This window comes from Phenylobacterium sp. (assembly GCF_030693805.1).
In the GTDB taxonomy this organism is placed as follows: Bacteria; Pseudomonadota; Alphaproteobacteria; order Caulobacterales; family Caulobacteraceae; genus Phenylobacterium.
In genome coordinates this window covers 1-13930 of record NZ_JAUXZW010000030.1, presented here as the reverse complement: position 1 = coordinate 13930, position 13930 = coordinate 1, and the positions used below count along the sequence as shown (strand labels likewise).

Below are 13930 nucleotides of genomic sequence, written 5' to 3'. Positions count from 1 at the left end.
CCGCGCCAAGCGCCTTCAGCCAAGATCCGCAAACCGCCGATGACAGAACCCGCCGCGCCGGCCCAAGCGCGTCCGGCCCCGCCGGGCCGACGTCCTGGCCGCGACCTGACCAGCGGGCCGATCGGCAAGACCCTGATCCTGTTCGCCCTGCCGTTGCTGGGCTCCAACGTGCTGCAGTCGCTGAACGGCTCGGCCAACGCCATCTGGGTCAGCCACTCGCTGGGCGAGGCGGCTTTGACCGCGACGTCCAACGCAAACCAGATCTTCTTCCTGATGCTGGGCGCGGCGTTCGGCGCGACCATGGCCGCCAACATCCTGATCGGCCAGGCGATCGGGGCCGGCGATCCCGTCGCCGCCAAGCGGGTGGTCGGCACCGCCACCGCCTTCTTCATCCTGCTGTCGCTGGTGATCGGGGCGTCCGGCGCGCTGCTGACGCCGGCCATCCTGACCCTGATGGGCACGCCGGCCGACGCCCGCGAGAACGCGATCATCTACCTGCGGGTGATCTTCTCGGCGATGCCGTTCATGTACTTCTTCTCGTTCCTGATGATGGCCCAGAGGGCGACGGGGGATTCGCGCACGCCATTCTACTTCTCCCTGCTCAGCGTCGGCCTCGACATCGTCCTGAACCCGCTGCTGATCATGGGGATCGGGCCCTTTCCGCGCATGGGGATCGCGGGGTCCGCGACCTCCACCTTGATCGCCCAGACCACAACCCTGGCGATGATCCTGATCCACCTCTACCGCACCAACAGCATCCTGGTGCTGCGCCCGTCGGAATGGGCGCTGCTGAAGCCGGACTTCATGATCGTCAAGGCGCTGGTGCTGAAGGGCATGCCGATGGCGCTGCAGATGATGGTCACCTCCCTGGCCGCGGTCAGCATGATGAGCTTCGTCAACCGCTATGGGTCCCACACCGCGGCGGCCTACGGCGCGGCCGCGCAGCTTTGGACCTATGTGCAGATGCCGGCGCTGGCGATGAGCGGCGCGGTCTCCTCGATGGCCGCCCAGAACGTCGGCGCGAACCGCATGGACCGGGTGGAGCGCGCGGCGCTGATCGGCTCGGCCTACGCCATCCTGCTCACCGCCGCGCCAGTGCTGCTGATCTATGCGGTCGAGCCCTACGTGCTGCGGCTGTTCCTGCCGGGGGCCAGCCCGTCGCTGCCGATCGCCATGCACATCAACAGCTATGCGCTGTGGGGCTTCATCCCGTTCGGGATCGCCTTCGTGCTGGCCGGAACGGCGCGCGCCACAGGCGCCGTGTGGCCACCGCTCGTGGCCATGGCGCTGGCCTTATGGGGCGTGCGCATCCCCTTCGCGGTCCTGTTGCAGTCTCGCCTGGGCGCGGACGCGGTGTGGATGGCGTTTCCGCTGGGCGGCATCGCCACCTGCGTCTTCGCGCTCGCCTATTACCGCTGGGGCGGCTGGCGCAAGGGGCGGATGATGGACACCCGCCCGCGCGGCTCGCTCCCCGACACAGGCCTGAGCCCGCCGATCGGCTTCGAGGAGACTGAGGCCGCTGAAGAAGCCGCTGACGCGTTGGTCAGCCGCGCCGCTCCATCATCGCCGAATAGACCAGGGTCCTGAGCTCGCGCCGGATGGGATAGGCGCTGGACGGCAGCACCTGGGTCATCTGGATGACGATGAGGTCCTCGACGGGATCGATCCAGAACGCGGTGCTGGCTGCGCCGCCCCAGAAATATTCGCCGACGCTGCAGGGGATCAGCGTGCGCGCCGGATGCTCCACCACGGCGAAACCCAGGCCGAACCCCATGCCGGCGTTGGTCGCCTCTGAGAACAGCGACTGCGACATCTCCGCCAGGTCGCGCCCGCCGGGCAGGTGGTTCGCACGCATCAGCGCCAGGGTCATCGGCGCGACCAGCCGCGCGCCGTCCAGTTCCCCGCTCCGCGCCAGCATCCGGCAGAAACGCAGATAGTCGGCGCTGGTCGACACCAGGCCGCCGCCGCCGGACAACAGCCTCGCAGGCTTCAGGTACGGGCTGGTCACGGGATCGTCTTGCAAAGCCAGTCCGCCCTCAGGCGTGGCGCTGTAGCAGGCGGCGAACCGCGAGGCCTTGTCGGCGGGCACGTGGAAGGCGGTGTCCACCATCCCCAGCGGATCGAAGATCCTGCGCTGCAGGAACTGGTCAAAGGGCACGCCGGATATCTTGCCCACCAGATAGCCGAGCACGTCGGTGGCGACGGAGTAGTTCCACGCCTCGCCCGGTGAGAACTCCAGCGGCAGCGCCGCCAGCGCCTCGATCATGTCGTCCAGGGTGTCGTCGTAGCCCAGCTCGGCCAGGTGCAGGCCCCGGTAGGCGGCGTCCAGGTTGGTGCGGTTCTGGATGCCGTAGGTGAGGCCGGAGGTATGGCGCAGCAGGTCGACGATCTGCATCGGGCGTGCGGCCGGGCGGGTGCGGAAGGCCACGGGCCCGCCGGCCGCGAAGACCTGCAGATCGCGCCACTGCGGGATGAACTTGGCCACCGGATCGTCCAGCGCGACCAGCCCCTCCTCGACCAACATCATGAACGCCAGGCTGGTGACCGGCTTGGTCATCGAATAGATGCGGAAGATCGTGTCGTCCTCGACCGGCAGGCCGCGTTCGACGTCGCGAAGGCCCAGGACGCTGGAATGGGCGATCTCGCCGCCGCGTGCGATCAGCACCTGGACGCCAGGGAAGCGGCCGGAGGCCACGTACCGCGACTGCAGGAACTCATCGAGGCGACGCAGTCGGCCCTTCGAGAAGCCCAGCGCCGTGACGTCGTTCATCGCCGAAAATCTCCAAGCTTCACCGCGTTATGCGGCGCCACCCGCGATTGTGCGGTGACGCAATTCAATCGAAAATTCACACTCGCCGGTGAGGTTGTCTCCATCACCGGGAAGCATCACGAAAGTCGCTTAGTCATGACGTCGCGTCCGATCCAGGACATCGAGGCCGCGAACTGGTTTTTCGCGAACGGACTCGACCTGTTCCTGATCATTCGTGACGTACGCATTGCCGGGGTCAACCCCGCCTGGGTCGCCGCTACGGGCTGGTCCCAGGACGAGACTGTCGGTCTACCGCCCGCCGCCTTCCATCACCCGGACGAACACGAGCTGGGCCAAGAGCGCCGCCGCGTGATGCGCGAACACGGCGAGGGCAGCTTCGAATTCCGGCTGAAGGCGCGCGACGACGAATGGCTTTGGGTGCGCGCCCACCTCAAACGCCTCGCCGACCAGACGGTGGTCGTCGCCATGCGCGACATCACCGCGGCGGTGCTGGCCGAGCAGGCCGCCCAAGCCGCGCATCAGGCCAAGGCGCACTTCATCGCCAACATCAGCCACGAGATCCGCACCCCGATGAACGGCGTGCTGGGGGTCCTGCACCTGCTCAAGGCCGAGACCCTGTCGAACGACGGCCGCAGATTGCTGGGCGACGCGCTGGCGTGTGGCGGCATGCTGACGGAGGTGCTCAACGACCTGATCGACTTCGCCCGCATGGAAGCCGGCGAAATGCACATCGTGCGCGAACCGGTCGAATTGAACGCGGTGCTGGACAGCGTCACGCACCTTCTGGCGCCGCAAGCCCGCGCCAAGGGGTTGAGCCTGCGCCTCGTCAAACCCGATGGCGAGGTCTGGTTCGTCGGCGACCCGGCGCGCCTGCGCCAGATCCTGTTCAACACCGTCGGCAATGCGGTGAAGTTCACCGACGCCGGCTGGATCGAGGTCCGGGTCACGGTCAGCGGCGTCGGCGACTCCCAGGAATTGAACATCGAGATCGAGGACACCGGGGTCGGCATCACCCCGGCCGCGCAGGACGCGCTGTTCGGAGGCTTCAGCCAGGCCGACAGCTCGCCCACGCGACGCCACGGCGGGTCCGGCCTGGGTCTGGCGATCACCCAGCGGCTGCTGCTTCTGATGGGCGGCGAGATCAGCTTCGAGAGCCAGGCCGGGCGCGGCTCCACGTTCCGTCTGCGCGTGCCGGCGCCACACGCGGCCGCGCCGGACGAGACCGTCGCCCCGAGCGGCCGTTGGCTGGACGGCGCGCGCGTCCTGGTGATCGAGATAATCCGACCAACCGACTGATCGCCACCAAGATGCTCGAAAACCTGGGAGCCTCCGTGGAGACCGCCGACGACGGCCGCGAGGGCGTCGAGGCCGCCCGCCGCCAGATTTTCGATCTGATCTTCATGGACATCCAGATGCCGGTGATGGACGGCGTCGATGCGACGCGCGCGATCCGCCGCCTGGACGGACCAGCCGCGCAGACGCCGATCGTGGCGATGACCGCCAACTCCCTGCCGGCCCAGGTCGAGACCTACCGCGCCGCCGGGATGAACGGTCATGTCGGCAAGCCCCTATCGCCCCGCGCTCTGGTGGCGGCGCTGCAGGATGCGCTTTGCCGGGTTGACGTCCGTTCTGAAAGCGACTGCGCCGCGGCGGGCTGAATAGGGCCGCGCGCCCAAACGGGCCGCTTGTCTCCTGCCCCCTCGTGCTATTGATGGGCGACCTGTCCATCCCGAGAGCCGGCTCATGAAGCGCCCCCAACTCGTCACCGACTCCGCCTCCGTCCGCCTGGAGGACTCGATCAGTTCCGCGATCTCGCCGATCGAGGACATCATCGAAGACGCCCGCAATGGCCGCCCCTACATCCTGGTGGACGCCGAGGACCGCGAGAACGAAGGCGACGTGATCATCCCGGCGCAGTTCGCGACGCCGGAGCAGATCAACTTCATGGCCCGCCACGCCCGCGGCCTGATCTGTCTGTCGATCCCCGCCGAGCGCGCCCGCCAGCTACGCCTGCCGCCGATGGCGCATGACAATCAGTCGGGTCACGGCACCGCCTTCACGGTCTCCATCGAGGCCCGCGAGGGGGTCACCACCGGCATCTCGGCCCATGACCGCGCGCACACCGTCGCCGTCGCCATCGATCCCACCAAGGGGCCGGATGAAATCGTCTCGCCTGGCCACGTCTTCCCGCTGGTCGCCCGCGACGGGGGCGTGCTCGTGCGCGCCGGACATACCGAGGCCGCGGTCGACATCTCTCGAATGGCCGGCCTGAACCCGGCCGGCGTGATCTGCGAGATCATGAAGGACGACGGCTCGATGGCGCGGCTGCCGGATCTGGTCGCCTTCGCCCAGCTCCATGGCCTGAAGATCGGCACCATCGCCGACCTGATCGCCTATCGCCGCCGCACCGAACGCCAGGTGGAACGGGTGCTGGAGACGCCGTTCGAGTCGACCTACGCAGGCCGCTTCCGGATGCTGATCTACCGCAACGTGCTGGATCGCACGGAGCACGTGGTGCTGAGCCGCGGGCGCATCGAACCCGACCGCGCGACCCTGGTGCGCGTCCACATGGTCGACTTCGCCGCCGACATGCTGGGCCACGTCGACACTCGTCACGATTACGTGCCCAAGGCGCTGCAGGCGATCGCCGACTACGATGGCGCGGGCGTGGCGATCTTCATCCGCGACCCCAATCCGGCGTCCCTGTCTGAGCGCTACGGCCAGTCCACCATCGAGCCCAACGTCACCGCCAGCATCGTGCGCGACTACGGTATCGGCTCGCAGATCCTGCTGGATCTGGGCGTGCGCGACATGATCCTGCTGACCAACACCGCGCCGCAGATGCCGGGCTTCACCGGCTACGGCCTGAAGATCGTCGACTACCGCGCGCTGGGCTGAGCGCTTGCTCCTCCCCCTGCGGCCTCGCCTGCGACGAAATCCACCTCCCCCGCTTCGAGGGGGAGGAGCGGCGGGATCGCCGATTGTCGTTTTCTTGGGGCCTGAACGGGCCTATATGACGCTCTGAACTCCCCATCGCCCGGCCGAAAGGCCGGGCGCCTTCATTTTGGCAGCGAGCATAAACGCATGACCGACATCCTCATGCCCAAGGCGACCGCCGTCTGGCTGGTGGACAACACCTCGCTGACGTTCGACCAGATCGCCGACTTCTGCGGCCTGCATCCGCTCGAGGTGCGCGGCATCGCCGACGGCGAAGTGGCGCGCGACATCCGCGGCGCCGACCCGATCGCCAATGGCCAGTTGAACCGTGAAGAGCTGGACGCCGCGCAGAACGATTCGAAGTACCGCATGAAGGCTCAGAAGAGCCGTCACGCCGAGTTGTTGAAGCCGGTGAAGAAGGCGCCGCGCTACACGCCCGTGTCGCGCCGCCAGGATCGCCCGGACGCCATCGCCTGGTTCCTGCGCAACCACCCGGAGGTGCCCGACAGCCAGGTCGCGCGCATCCTCGGGACCACCAAAGCCACGATCGACCAGGTGCGTAACCGCAGCCACTGGAATTCCGGCGCGATCAAGCCGGTGGATCCCGTGACCCTGGGTCTGGCGACGCAGATGGAGCTGGATGCGGTGGTCCGCAAGGCGGCTGACAAGCGCGCTAAGGAAGACGCCAAGCGCGGCGTTACGGAACCGGAAGGCCCGACCCTGCGGCCGGCCTCCGAAACCGGCGTCTCCGAAGACGCGAACGTCTTCGAAGACGAGGATTCGACGGAGGCCTGATCGGCCTCGCTGGGGGTGATACGCCCTAGTTCAGGCTGCTGCGAAGAGACTCCATCTCTTCCTTCAGCTTGAGCTTCTTGCGCTTCATTTCCGCGAGTCTGAGGTCGTCGGCGGCGGGTCGCCTAATCTCGTCCTGGATGGCTCGGTCAAGAGTTTCGTGTCGAGAGCCAAGTTCACGGATACGAGCTTCAACGGCCATGATGCAGGTCTCCTTGAGTTACGGAACGTCGGGAAGTGAACACCCGCTGGGCATTGGTGTCAGATCACATATGGTTGCAGCCGGCGAAGCTACGACGGCGCCTTGAAATCGTGCGCAGGGGCGCCAGCGGATGACACAAAACGAGCGCCCTAGACTGGTTTTGGGCATCTCCGGGGCCAGCGGCGCGGTCTATGGACTGCGCGTGCTCGACGCCTGCAGCGAGCTTGGTCTGGAATCTCACTTGATTGTGAGTCGAGCGGCCGCGATGACGCTGGCCCAGGAGACTCAGGTGACGCTTTCGCAGATCCAGGGGCTCGCCGACGTCGCCTATCGACCAGGCGATGTGGGGGCCGCCGTCGCCTCAGGATCGTTCAAGACGCTCGGCATGGTGGTCGCGCCGTGTTCGGTGCGCACCATGAGCGAGATCGCCACCGGCGTGACCTCTTCGCTACTGACGCGGGCGGCCGACGTGACCCTGAAGGAGCGCCGTCCGCTGGTGCTGATGATCCGCGAGACGCCCCTGCATGTGGGGCATCTGCGCACCATGACCCAGCTCGCCGAGATGGGCGCCGTGATCGCCCCGCCCATGCCGGCGTTCTATACGCGCCCGCAATCGCTCGACGAGGTGATCGACCAATCGGTCGGGCGGGCTTTGGACCATTTCGGACTCGACTGGAACCGCGTCAAACGCTGGGACGGTCACGGTCTGGCGGCAGGAGACCTGTGAACGGTGTTCCAGTGAGCGTGATGCGATGAGCGGCCTGTGGGTCTGGGCGCAGGGCGCCTATGCGCGGCCGGGGGTGTCGGAACACTGCCTGCGTCTGCAGGATTCGCACGGCCAGAACGTGTCGCTGCTGTTGTGGGCGGCGTGGGCGGGGCCCGTCGACGCGCCGGTCCTGACGCACGCCGCCGAAGCCGTCCGGGCATGGGAGCACACCGTGGTCGCGCCGCTGCGCATGGCGCGCCGGGCCGCCAAGGATCCGTCGCCGGGCATCGACGCAGGCGCTCAGCTGGCGGCGCGCGAGGCGATCGCCGCCGCCGAACTGCGCGCCGAGCGGGCCCTGCTTGAAAGCCTCGAGCTGCTGACCGAGGCCGCCGGCGCGGAGGGACATACGCTGACGGCGCTGAGAGCCGCTGCGCTGGCCTGGGGCGCGGTGCCGCCTGAGCCGGAGCTGGCGCGCCTGGCCGCGGCGTTGGACGGTGCGCTGCTGTCCATCGAGTCGTCACGCGCGCCGGTCGAACGCGCCCACCGCCGGCCCGAACTCGTCGAAGACGAGGCCGAGCTGGACGAAGCCGAGCGTGCCGCCCGCGCCCGCCTGGTGCTGCTGATGCAGGAACACGCCGATCTCGACGCGGCCGCCCAGTCGCTGTCGGCCATACCGCTTCCCGACCTGCTGGTGATCGGGCGGCTGAAGCGCAAGAAGCTCGCCCTCAAGGACGAGATCGCCCGCATCCAGGACCAGCTCACCCCCGACATCATCGCCTAGCGCGATGATCGACATCCGCGAGGACGACCTGTCGGGCGAGGCGGTCCGCGCTCTGATCACGTTGCATCTGGCAGGCATGCAGGCCGATTCGACTCCGGGCGATTCGTTCGCCCTCGACCTATCTGGCCTCGAGTCGCCGGACATCACCGTCTGGAGCGCCTGGCGTGGTGGGGCGCTGATGGGGATAGCTGCGCTGAAGGCGTTGGCGGACGGCGGCGGCGAGATCAAATCCATGCGCACCGACCCGGCGCACCTGCGCCAGGGCGCGGCGGCGGCCCTCCTCGACCACATCATCGCCGAGGCGCAGCGGCGCGGCTATCACCGCCTCAGCCTGGAGACCGGCCGTGGCGCGGCTTTCGAGGCCGCGCTCGCATTGTACGCCAGGCGGGGCTTCACGCCGGGCGGCGCCTTCGCCGACTACCCCGACTACGGACCCGGCGATTTCAATCAGTTCCTGCACCTGGACCTGTAGCTGCTCCTAATCCACCCCGGCGAAGGCCGGCTCGGCGCACCAGTCGGCGAACGCCTGCATCGCTGCTGAGGGCGCACGCACCCGCAAGCGTGTCAGCCAGTAGCCGCCGGTGTCGACGCTGATGGCGAACGGCTGCACGAGCTGGCGCGCGTAGAGCTCGCGGCTGAACATCGCCACGGGCGCCAGCGCCACACCCGCGCCCAGCAGCGCGGCCTGCACCATCAGGCTGAGGGAATCGAACACCGGGCCAGAGAGGGTCGGCGGCTCGACGCCGGCGGCCTTGAACCAGGACGGCCACTCCTCGCGGCGGTAGGATCGCAGCAGCGGCACGCTGATCAGGTCGCGCGGCGCCTGCAGGCGCGCGGCGATCGACGGCGCGCAGAGCGGCGTGAGCGGGGCGGTGAGGATTTCCTGCGCGACCAGCCCCGGCCAGACGCCGTCGCCGAACCGGATCGCCAGGTCGAGCCCCTCGGCGGCCAGATCGACCTTGTTGTTGTGGGTCTGCAGGCGCAGGTCGATCAGCGGGTGCGCCTCGCGAAACGCCGGCAGCCTGGGCATCAACCAGCGCACGGCGAAGGTTCCGACCACGCCGATGGTCAGGACTTCGCGCATGGCGCCGTCCTCGAACCGCCGCAGGGCGCGGCCGATCCGCTCGAACGCGTCGCTCAACGTCGGCAGCAGAGCCTGGCCCTCGTCGGTCAGCACCAGTCCGCGCGGCAGGCGGGTGAACAGCGACACGCCCAGGCGCGCCTCCAACCCCTTCACCTGATGGCTCACCGCCGCTTGGGTGACGAACAGCTCGCGCGCGGCCTCGGTGAAGCTCAGCAGCCGCGCCGAGGCCTCGAACGCCCGCAGGGCGTTGAGAGGGAGTTGGGCGTGATCCATACGCGATGACCTAGATTATGTCAGGCATAGCCCGATATATCATCGTTTGCGCGCGCTGCTTCCCCGGCTAATGCTCTGACCATGCCTTGCGATGCACGAGCCTTTGTTGGCCTGAAAGCAGAGCGCGCTCAGCGTCGTGGCGCCAGCCGCCGGCGCGGCTACGATGGCCTGATGAAAGTGGATCTGAAGCGTCATCCCGATTCGCCGTGCATGGCGGTCACGCAGATCGAAGCGCACGCGGCGCGATCCGACGCGGGCGTGCTGTCGCTCGAATACTGCGTGCGCGCGGAGCCTGCCGCTTTGCTGCTGCCGCGCCCAACCGAGCCCAGGCGCACCGACGAACTCTGGCGGCATACCTGCCTGGAGGCGTTCGTTCATTCGCCGGCGGACGAAACCTACTACGAATTCAACTTCGCGCCGTCGACGCAATGGGCGGCCTATCGGTTCGACGGCTATCGCCAGGGCATGGCCCCGGCCGATATCGAGCCGCCAGGCGTTGTGATGCACCCCGCCGATGATGGCTTCACGCTCTGCATCTCCCTGAACCTTGGCCGCGCCCACGACCTGCCGCCGACAGCAGTGTGGCGGCTCGGCTTGGCGGCGGTGATCGAAGAGGTCGGCGGGCGGATCTCCTATTGGGCGGCGGCCCATCCTCCTGGGCGGCCCGACTTCCACCACGCCGACGGCTTCGCCCTCGACCTCACGCCAACGGAGCAGTCATGAAATTCGGCCTGGACCGGCTTCTCGCCGAACCCGCACTGCGCGCGCCGCTGGCGGGGCGCCGCGTCGCCCTGCTGGCCCATCCCGCCTCGGTGACTCAAGGCCTGCAGCATTCGCTGGATGCGCTCGCCGCCTGCGGCGACCTGAAACTCTCCGCCGCCTTCGGACCCCAGCACGGCCTGCGCGGCGACAAGCAGGACAACATGATGGAGTCGCCCGACTTCCGCGATCCGGTGCACGGCGTGCCGGTGTTCAGCCTGTACGGCGAGGTCCGCAAGCCGACCGAGGCGATGATGCAGAGCTTCGACGTCCTGCTGGTCGATCTCCAGGATCTGGGCTGCCGCATCTACACCTTCATCACCACGCTGCGTTACGTGCTCGAGGCCGCCGCGGCGTCCGGCAAGGCGGTGTGGGTGCTGGACCGTCCGAACCCCGCCGGCCGGCCGGTCGAGGGTCTGACGCTCCGTCCGGGCTGGGAGAGCTTCGTCGGGGCCGGTCCCATGCCGATGCGCCACGGCCTGACGCTCGGCGAACTCGGCCACTGGTTCGTCAAGACCCTGAAGCTCGACGTCGAGTACCGGGTGATCGAGATGCAGGGCTGGAAGCCTGACGAGAGCCCGGGCTTCGGTTGGCCGCTGGGCGAGCGCGCCTGGGTCAATCCCAGCCCCAACGCCCCGAACCTGTGGATGGCGCGCGCCTACGCCGGCACTGTGATGGTCGAGGGCGTGACCCTGTCGGAGGGCCGCGGCACCACCCGGCCGCTGGAGCTGTTCGGCGCCCCCGACATCGACGCGCGCGCGGTGATCGCGGAGATGCAGGCGCTGGCGCCCGATTGGCTGAAAGGCTGCATCCTGCGCGACTGCTGGTTCGAACCGACCTTCCACAAGCATGTCGGCAAGCTGTGCAGCGGCGTGCAGATCCATACGGAAGGGCCCGCCTACGACCACCAGGCGTTCCGGCCTTGGCGGCTGCAGACGCTGGCGTTCAAGGCGATCCGCCGCCTGCACCCCGACTATCCGCTGTGGCGCGACTTCGCCTACGAGTACGAGGTCGGCAAGCTGGCCATCGACGTGATCAACGGCGGTCCGGCCTTGCGTGAATGGGTCGACGACCCGGCCGCGGCGCCCGGCGACCTCGACGCCCTGACCGTTCCGGACGAACTGGCCTGGGTCGAAGAGCGACGCGATTACCTGCTGTACTAGGTCCGTTCGAGGCGGGTGATCGCGTAGAACACGTGCCGCGACGGCTGGCCGGCCACCGTCACCGTATGCGAGCGATCGGTAAGCACCGCCCCGATCTTCTCCAAGGCGCGTCGTGAGCGCAGATTGTGTTCGCCGACGCGGAAGACCACGTGGTCCACGAACCGGAAGGCGTGGTCCAGCATCAGCCGCTTCACGTCGCCGTTGTAGAGGCCGCCCCAATAGGCGCGTACCAGGAAGGTCCAGCCGATCTCGACCTCGCCGGCTTGGGTGTACAGCGTCGAGTAGCGCGACGACCCGATCACCGCGCCGTCCGCGCGGCTGACCGCCGTCAAGGCGCCGCCGCAGGCCAACCCCTCCTCGAAGTAGGCGCGGAAAGCATCATCGCGATAGCGCCCGCGATCCGGATGCAGCGCCCAGACCAGCGGGTCCGAACCGACGACGTAGAGGCCGTCCCAGTCGGACGCCTGCATCGGACGAAGGTCAACCAGGTCGCCGGCGAGATGCGGTTGGAAATCGAAGGCGGGGCGGGCGTCAGCTGGCATGACGCGAGCCTAACCTCGTCGAGCGCGGGGGCACAAACCACGCCGCTCATGACCGGCCTCGCAGGATTGGCCGGCCGCGCTTCTAAGGCTAAGCTCCGCGCCTGATCTCGGGGGATCATTCCATGGCTAGCGCCCAATCCGCTGCAACCGCCGCCGCGAGCGGCCGAAGCTTCTACCTGACGATGGCGTTCACCTGCCTCGCCGTCGCCGTGCTGGGCTTCGCGCCCACCTACTTCCTGCCATTGGCGAACGGCAAGTTCGCCGCGCCGCCGCTGGTGCATATCCACGGCCTGCTGTTCTTCTCCTGGACGCTGTTCCTGTGCGCCCAGACCTGGCTGGTCAACCGTGGCCGGACACTGGCCCATCGCGAGTGGGGCGTGCTGGGCGTCGCCATTGCGACCGGCATGGTGTTCACCGTTTTCACCACCGCGATCTTCCGGATCAATCAGCTCGAGCCGTTGGGCATGGGGCCGGCGATACGCGCCTTCTCCTGGGTGCAGGTCAGCGGGATCATCTTCTTCGCGGTCGTCTTCGCGCTGGCCATCGCCAAGGTGCGCGACCCAGAGACCCACAAGCGGCTGATGCTGCTGGCGACGATCTCGCTGCTCGACGCACCGATCGCGCGCTGGTTCCTGACCTTTCTCGCCCCGCCCGCGCCCCCGGGGCAACCGGTGGTGCCGCCGGTGTTCGTCACCGTGCCGCCGGCGATCGTCGCGGACCTGCTGATCGTGGCCGTGTTGGTGTTCGACTGGCGCACGCGCGGTCGGCCGCACCGGGTCTATGTGGTCGGAGGCCTGGCGCTGCTGGCCATCCAGCTCACCCGCCCGTTGATCGCCGCCACGCCGCAGTGGGATGCGCTCGCCACGCTGCTCGGCCGGTTGGGCGCAGCCTGACGCGCGGATGTCGGGAAAGCCACGGCGGGCGCGTCCTTGGGGCGACTTCGCCCTTTGGATGAGAAGGTGACGCCGCATGCTCTACGCGATCCTGGCCTATCACGAGGAAGACCTGGTCACGTCCTGGACGCCTGACGAGGACGCCGCACTGATGGTCGAGTTGCACAAGGTCCACGACGCGCTCCACGAAGCGGGGCGGCTGGGCCCCGCCGCGCGGCTAGGCGGCACGGCGCGCGCGGTGACGCTGCGCGGCCCCGGCGCGGGCATGGTGATCGACGGACCGTTCGCCGAAACCAAGGAGCAACTGCTGGGCCTCTATGTGGTCAACTGCGCCGATCAGGCGGCGGCGATCCAGGCCGCTCGCGACCTGCGCCGCGCAAACCCGACGGCGGTGTACGAGATCCGCCCCGTTCAACTCTATCTGCCCGGCGTCGCGTTCCCGGTGACCGAGGCCGCGGAGTAGTCCCTACCCCTCCCGCCGCGCGCGCTTGCGGGCGAACATCGCGGCGTCGACGATGGCCAGGGTGGCCTCGGGATCGCTGTCGGGCTCGATCTGAGTGACGCCGTAGGAGACGTGCAACGGCGCGGTCCATTCGCCGAACTCGATCGGCGCGGCCTCGATCGCCGCGACCAGCGCCTGGGCCTTGGCCTCCGCCGCGGCGGCGTCGGCCTGCACCAGGATCACCGCGAACTCGTCGCCGCCCATGCGCCCGACCACATCAGACTCGCGCACATTCGCGCTCAGCCGCTCGGCCACCGCCTGTAGCGCCGCATCGCCGGCCGCATGGCCGAAGCGGTCGTTCACCGACTTGAACCCGTCCAGATCGAAATAGACCAGGCTAGCCGGCCCGCCGTAGCGCTTGGCGAAGGTGCGCACACGGTGCAGTTCGCGCAGGAACGCCCGTCGATTCAGCAAGGGGGTCAGGGCGTCGCGGTCGGCCAGCTCCATGGCCGAACCGAGCTGTTCCTTCAGTCGCGTGACCTCACCACGCAGGGACTCCAGTTCGCTGAGCAGGGCGGTGAGCGCC

17 protein-coding genes are annotated in these 13930 nt (G+C 68.4%); 12 read left to right on the top strand and 5 right to left on the bottom strand.

All coding sequences use genetic code 11. From position 1 onward, the window contains the following. Positions 1-39 precede the first annotated feature (39 nt). A complete protein-coding gene (locus Q8M88_RS01470; protein ID WP_305594358.1) occupies positions 40-1587 on the top strand; it encodes an MATE family efflux transporter in 1548 nt (515 codons plus the stop codon). Here the strand turns inward: Q8M88_RS01470 and Q8M88_RS01465 are convergent. Continuing rightward, a complete protein-coding gene (locus tag Q8M88_RS01465) occupies positions 1544-2770 on the bottom strand; it encodes a serine hydrolase (RefSeq protein ID WP_305594356.1) in 1227 nt (408 codons plus the stop codon). The genes Q8M88_RS01470 and Q8M88_RS01465 overlap by 44 nt on opposite strands. A gap of 135 nt (positions 2771-2905) precedes the next feature. On the opposite strand from Q8M88_RS01465, the gene Q8M88_RS01460 reads away from it, so the two are divergent. The 4 genes from Q8M88_RS01460 (at position 2906) to Q8M88_RS01445 (ending at position 6502) form a co-directional block, all read left to right on the top strand. Then, positions 2906-4066: an ATP-binding protein gene (locus Q8M88_RS01460; RefSeq protein WP_305594355.1), complete on the top strand. Its 1161-nt coding sequence runs from the start codon at positions 2906-2908 to the stop codon at positions 4064-4066. 11 nt (positions 4067-4077) lie between these two features. Continuing rightward, positions 4078-4428, top strand: coding sequence for a response regulator (locus Q8M88_RS01455; protein ID WP_305594353.1), 351 nt, complete (start codon positions 4078-4080; stop codon positions 4426-4428). An 85-nt stretch (positions 4429-4513) separates the two neighbouring features. Continuing rightward, positions 4514-5668: a 3,4-dihydroxy-2-butanone-4-phosphate synthase gene (ribB, locus tag Q8M88_RS01450; RefSeq protein WP_305594351.1), complete on the top strand. Its 1155-nt coding sequence runs from the start codon at positions 4514-4516 to the stop codon at positions 5666-5668. Positions 5669-5854: 186 nt separating this feature from the next. Then, entirely contained in the window at positions 5855-6502 is a 648-nt protein-coding gene (locus Q8M88_RS01445; RefSeq protein WP_305594350.1) for a DUF1013 domain-containing protein, read from the top strand. Positions 6503-6527: 25 nt separating this feature from the next. Here Q8M88_RS01445 and Q8M88_RS01440 read toward each other — a convergent pair whose 3' ends face one another. Then, on the bottom strand, positions 6528-6701 hold the full coding sequence (locus Q8M88_RS01440; protein WP_305594348.1) for a DUF465 domain-containing protein: 174 nt from the start codon (positions 6699-6701) through the stop codon (positions 6528-6530). A 130-nt stretch (positions 6702-6831) separates the two neighbouring features. Here Q8M88_RS01440 and Q8M88_RS01435 point away from each other — a divergent pair, with 130 nt between their 5' ends. From Q8M88_RS01435 to Q8M88_RS01420, 3 genes are read left to right on the top strand one after another with little or no spacing between them, the layout of a single operon-like run. Continuing rightward, on the top strand, positions 6832-7428 hold the full coding sequence (locus Q8M88_RS01435) for a UbiX family flavin prenyltransferase (protein WP_305594346.1): 597 nt from the start codon (positions 6832-6834) through the stop codon (positions 7426-7428). Between the two features lie 25 nt (positions 7429-7453). After that, on the top strand, positions 7454-8188 hold the full coding sequence (locus tag Q8M88_RS17655; protein ID WP_371132608.1) for a TIGR02444 family protein: 735 nt from the start codon (positions 7454-7456) through the stop codon (positions 8186-8188). A gap of 4 nt (positions 8189-8192) precedes the next feature. Next, entirely contained in the window at positions 8193-8660 is a 468-nt protein-coding gene (locus Q8M88_RS01420) for a GNAT family N-acetyltransferase (RefSeq protein ID WP_305594344.1), read from the top strand. A gap of 6 nt (positions 8661-8666) precedes the next feature. Here the strand turns inward: Q8M88_RS01420 and Q8M88_RS01415 are convergent, their stop codons facing one another. Continuing rightward, the gene (locus Q8M88_RS01415; protein ID WP_305594342.1) at positions 8667-9545 is read right to left on the bottom strand and encodes a LysR family transcriptional regulator; all 879 of its coding nucleotides are present in this window, start codon (positions 9543-9545) and stop codon (positions 8667-8669) included. Positions 9546-9716: 171 nt separating this feature from the next. Here Q8M88_RS01415 and Q8M88_RS01410 point away from each other — a divergent pair, with 171 nt between their 5' ends. Both Q8M88_RS01410 and Q8M88_RS01405 read left to right on the top strand, forming a co-directional pair. Continuing rightward, positions 9717-10268 carry a DOMON-like domain-containing protein gene (locus Q8M88_RS01410; RefSeq protein WP_305594340.1) on the top strand — a complete coding sequence of 184 codons (552 nt, stop codon included), beginning with the start codon at positions 9717-9719 and terminating at the stop codon, positions 10266-10268. After that, entirely contained in the window at positions 10265-11467 is a 1203-nt protein-coding gene (locus Q8M88_RS01405) for a DUF1343 domain-containing protein (protein WP_305594338.1), read from the top strand. Before Q8M88_RS01410 ends, Q8M88_RS01405 begins: the two co-directional genes overlap by 4 nt. Here Q8M88_RS01405 and Q8M88_RS01400 read toward each other — a convergent pair. Continuing rightward, positions 11464-12009: a GNAT family N-acetyltransferase gene (locus Q8M88_RS01400; RefSeq protein ID WP_305594332.1), complete on the bottom strand. Its 546-nt coding sequence runs from the start codon at positions 12007-12009 to the stop codon at positions 11464-11466. The two genes, Q8M88_RS01405 and Q8M88_RS01400, sit on opposite strands and share 4 nt — an antisense overlap. Before the next feature lie 122 nt (positions 12010-12131). Between Q8M88_RS01400 and Q8M88_RS01395 the strand changes: the two genes are divergently transcribed. Both Q8M88_RS01395 and Q8M88_RS01390 read left to right on the top strand, forming a co-directional pair. Continuing rightward, complete coding sequence (locus Q8M88_RS01395) at positions 12132-12902, top strand: hypothetical protein (RefSeq protein ID WP_305594330.1); 771 nt, start codon at positions 12132-12134, stop codon at positions 12900-12902. Between the two features lie 76 nt (positions 12903-12978). After that, positions 12979-13365, top strand: a complete 387-nt coding sequence (locus Q8M88_RS01390; protein WP_305594329.1) for a YciI family protein — start codon at positions 12979-12981, stop codon at positions 13363-13365. A gap of 3 nt (positions 13366-13368) precedes the next feature. Here the strand turns inward: Q8M88_RS01390 and Q8M88_RS01385 are convergent. Next, a partial coding sequence (locus Q8M88_RS01385) for a GGDEF domain-containing protein (RefSeq protein WP_305594327.1) occupies positions 13369-13930 on the bottom strand: 562 nt, incomplete at its 5' end.